Annotated in this window: 3 protein-coding genes; 1 reads left to right on the forward strand and 2 read right to left on the reverse strand. The window is 52.8% G+C overall.

All coding sequences use genetic code 11. The features are described from left to right. Positions 1-293: 293 nt before the first annotated feature. Positions 294-3,236, forward strand: a complete 2,943-nt coding sequence (locus tag AB7E14_RS21135; RefSeq protein ID WP_428169906.1) for an autotransporter outer membrane beta-barrel domain-containing protein — start codon at positions 294-296, stop codon at positions 3,234-3,236. Between the two features lie 121 nt (positions 3,237-3,357). Here the strand turns inward: AB7E14_RS21135 and AB7E14_RS21140 are convergent, their stop codons facing one another. Together AB7E14_RS21140 and AB7E14_RS21145 are read right to left on the reverse strand one after the other, a co-directional pair. After that, on the reverse strand, positions 3,358-3,990 hold the full coding sequence (locus AB7E14_RS21140) for a LysE family transporter (RefSeq protein ID WP_044258897.1): 633 nt from the start codon (positions 3,988-3,990) through the stop codon (positions 3,358-3,360). Positions 3,991-4,118: 128 nt separating this feature from the next. Continuing rightward, positions 4,119-4,337: autotransporter outer membrane beta-barrel domain-containing protein (locus tag AB7E14_RS21145; RefSeq protein WP_428169907.1), on the reverse strand; the 219-nt coding region annotated here is incomplete at its 5' end.

Raw genomic sequence — 4,337 nt, forward strand, 5'->3', positions numbered from 1 at the left:
TGAACTGCATTTAAAGAAATAATGTGCTGTATATAATGCCATTTAAGGAATTATATTCTTTTATTGTTTTGTTTTTAAGATGATTGAATTGTCATCATGGCTAAGATCATTTCATTTGTTCTCACGCCTGATATCTGGAAAATATTGCCTAAATACCGCAATGAGACTCAGGGCGTTTGGGTCGGAAGGACATACGTTACATTGCCGTGACTTTTACTTAACGCATTCACAAATACACTGCATTTAATCATGCGATGTATAGCGTGCTGTTATTTCGATACAGTGGAATTGATATGAAGAGAAAAGAATTTAAATTAACAACCATGGCGTTGTTAATCAGTAGTCTGTTAATGGCAAATAACGCCGGTGCAGTCATTCATGATGTAGATGGTATTATTAGCGGAAGCGGGATCATCGCTAAAGATCAGGAATATAAAATCATTAGCACCGCAGGGGAAAACAATACGATCTCCGTGGCGAATAATGGTGGTGTAACCATTACCAACCCTGGCGGAACGCCCACGGTCTCGGGTGGGGGCGAATTTGAAAACGGTGACTTTTTAATTTCCAACGGGACAGTGATTGTCGCCAACAGCGGAACCATTAATTTAGGTTCAGGGACTACCGTGAATCATATCATCGGCGATGTCATTCCAGGCACCGTCGAGGGGCGACCAGACATTCCGCTGGATAATGATTATCAGTTCATGTATGCGGTGGGTATCGTTCAGGTGGGTGGTAACAGTGCAGCCTATCTCGCGCAAAAAGGCTCGATCGTTGCCGATAATTTGACGATAAATATGAGTCAAAAGCGTGATGGCAAAGATATTGCGGGCATTCTGGGCAATAAACACAATGGCGTCTTTACCTTAACCGGCACCACCACGGTTAATTCTGCGGTGACCGGGGCGAATGGGAAGAATTTCGCGATCTATGCAAAGTCGGGATCGAAAATCAACGCTGAAAATTTGATCGTCAATAGTAAGGGGACATTCTACGCCGTCGGCCTCGATTCGGAATCCAGTGTGGATGCCGACCGTTCACTGATTCGTTATAAAAATGCCACGATTACATCCGTCGCCGATCAGTATGCGGACGGTATCAGTTCTAACGGGGCTGACGTTGAAGCGTTGGGCGACACCGCTATTGATGTCACCGTGAACGATGCGAATGGCGTGATTTCCGGGATCTGGGTTTCAGATGGTCTCACCGGCGTTGATCTGGATGCACATGTGACCATGGCAGGAAAGACGAGCCTGCTGCTGAAGTCAGGCGCGGAGAGTACGGTTCTCAGTGGTGTCGAGTCCGTGGGCGCTTCGCAGTTTACCAGTAACGACCTGAATATCACGCTGGATACTCAGGGGCATCAGCAAACAACCGGTACCGGCATTCGGGCCAGTAAAGAAGATGCGCTCACGGCGGGTAAAATCGACATTAATGGTCGTCTGAACATTGATGTTGTCGATACCACCCGCAGCGGGAGCTGGAACTACGTCCGTGCGGACAAGGGCGGCGAAATCACGCTGAACGGTGGGGTACAGATGGGGGTTAACTACAACGACCCGGATGCCACTGCCATTCTGGCGGAAAACGCCGACTCCCGCGTGACGATTAACCCGCAGAAAATCGACGTTGTCGGGACGATTGAAGCCCTGGATTCCGCCGTGGTTGATGTGAATGCGATTAACCAGTCGCGTTTCGTCGGCGGGATGGTCACCAGCGGCAATGCAGTGAATAACCTGTCGCTGGCCGATGGCTCGGCCTGGAACATGACCAAAAGTTCTCAGCTCACCAACCTGACGCTGAATGACTCCACGCTGACCTTTATGCCAGCCGCCACAAAGCGTCGTATGCTGACGCGTGATACCGCGAGTTTCAAAACCCTGACGGTGGACGGTGATTACACAGGCACTAACGGTAATCTCGTGATGAACACCCAACTGGGCGATGACAGCTCACCGACTGACCGGATGATCGTTGCGGGCAACACCTCCGGCACCACGAACGTTAAAGTACTGAACGCCGGGGGCGCGGGCGGTCTGACGACGTCGGGCATCGAACTGATTAGCGTTGGCGGCAATTCTGACGGTGTGTTTAAACAAAATGGCCGTATCGTGGCCGGTGCGTATGACTACACCCTGCATCGCGGTGAAGGCGAGAATAATAAAAACTGGTATCTGAGCAGCGCCCTGTCTCCGGTTACTCCGCTGGATCCTCTGAATCCTACCGATCCGCAGCCGCCAGCTCCGACGCCGCGCGAACACGCGGTGCGTCCGGAAGCCGGTCTGTACGGCATGAACCTGCAGGCGGCGAACACGCTGTTCAATACCCGTTTGCAGGATCGTCTGGGCGAAACGCATTACGTGGACGCGCTGACCGGCGAAGAAGCCGTCACCAGTATGTGGCTGCGTAACGTGGGCGGTCATACCCGTCAGAAAGACAGCAGTGGTCAACTGGATATGCAGGCCAACCGTTATGTCATGCAACTGGGCGGCGACATTGCGCAGTGGTCTTCGGACAACACCGACCGCTACCATCTGGGCCTGATGGCCGGTTATGCCAACCAGAAAGCGCGCGCCGAAAACCAGCGTAACGGTAACCGGGCCGACAGCCGCATCAGTGGTTACAGCGTTGGTTTGTACGGCACCTGGCTGCAGGACAACGCGACGCACGAAGGCGCGTATGTCGATACCTGGGCGCAGTACAGCTGGTTTGATAACACCGTTTCTGGTCGTGATGTCGAATCTGAAGAGTATGATTCTAAGGGCTTCACCGCCTCTGTCGAATCTGGCTACACCTGGAAACTGGCCGAACTCAGCGAGCGTAACGCGCTGTATATTCAGCCAAAAGCCCAGATCACCTGGATGGGCGTGAAGGCAGATGAGCACAAAGAAGTTAACGGTACCCGCGTTGAAGGTAACGGCGATGGCAACATCCAGACACGCGTCGGCGTCCGTCTGTTCGGCAAGGGCCACAACACACTGGACGACGGCAAAGACCACACCTTCCAGCCGTTTGTCGAAGCCAACTGGATCCACAACAGCAAAGACTTTGGCGTCTCAATGAACGGTGAAAATGTGAATCTGAAAGGCGCCCGCAATATCGGCGAACTGAAAGCCGGTGTTGAAGGCCAGTTGACGAAGAACGTCGCCCTGTGGGGCAACGTCGCTCAGCAGGTTGGTAACAACGGCTACAGCGACACTTCAGCGATGATCGGTATTAAAGCGTCGTTCTGATGCCAAGTGCCGGGAGGCGGTTTCGCTTTACCCGGCCAGGCAAAAAACCTGTAGGCCGGATAAGGCGCAACGCGTCGCCATCCGGCAGTATGGGCATGAAATCCTCTCTCTAAACAGTATGTTACCGATGCGTAATCCCTTCATAAATTAAACGTAACGCCAGCAGGCCAATTATCGCGCCGATGATGCGACTGGCGACTCGCTGTATTCTGCCATATGCCCGACGCACGGCAGGCAACGAAAAGGCCTGGCTTAGAAAGACGCGCCAGATAACCGAAGAGAGCACAATCCCGGCCCAGGCCATCATCCTTGCCCACATGGGCGTGTCGGCACTCAGCGTAACGGAGAAGATACTGATAAAAAACAGGACGGTTTGCGGATTTGACAGATCGGTCAGTAAGCCACGACGAAAGAACACGGTCCATGGCGCGCTAACGGGTTGCTGCAGCGTTGGCATCTGCGGTGTGGCCTGGTGACGCATACTGTTCCAGGCAAACCACAGCAGATACGCGCCGCCGCCAATTTTGATCACCGAAAATACCGCCTCGCACTGGGTGATCAGTGTCGCCATGCCAAACAGCCCCAGCCCGGAATAGATAGCGTCACCTGACGCAACGCCCAGACCAGTTAATACTCCTGCGCGCCGTCCGGAGGCCAGACTGGTTTGCACGACCACAAACAGATTGGCGCCGGGGTTGAAGAAGGTTAACACGAACAGGCTGACGGTGAGGAAAACCGCATGTAGAGGTTCCATAAACCACATTTCCCTGAGCTGGATAAAGTCACTCCATCTTATTTACAACAAAATCTGAGGGATGCGAATGGGATCACAAAGGGAGGCGAGTGAAAAAAACCACCCGTGTTACCACGGGTGGTAGAAAGTCAGAAGCTGTATTTCAGTCCTAACATTCCCTGCGTATCGCTGTAGCCGTTGTCGCCAATTTGCTGGGCGACGTTGCCCCACAGTTGCAGACGCTGGCTAAGCTGGCCTTCAACGCCCACTTTCAGTTCGCCAATATTGCGGTTGCCTTTCACGTCGTTGCTGATGTCATCCATCTTCACGCTGTAGCTACGGGTGTTGTGAAGCCAGTTGGCTTCGAC

This window comes from Citrobacter sp. (assembly GCF_050252275.1).
Lineage (GTDB): Bacteria > Pseudomonadota > Gammaproteobacteria > Enterobacterales > Enterobacteriaceae > Citrobacter_A > Citrobacter_A amalonaticus.

Coding starts and splice junctions, on each gene's coding strand:
- AB7E14_RS21140 (WP_044258897.1), bottom strand. CDS start 3,990: ATGGAACCTCTACATGCGGTTTTCCTCACCGTCAGCCTGTTCGTGTTA.
- AB7E14_RS21135 (WP_428169906.1), top strand. CDS start 294: ATGAAGAGAAAAGAATTTAAATTAACAACCATGGCGTTGTTAATCAGT.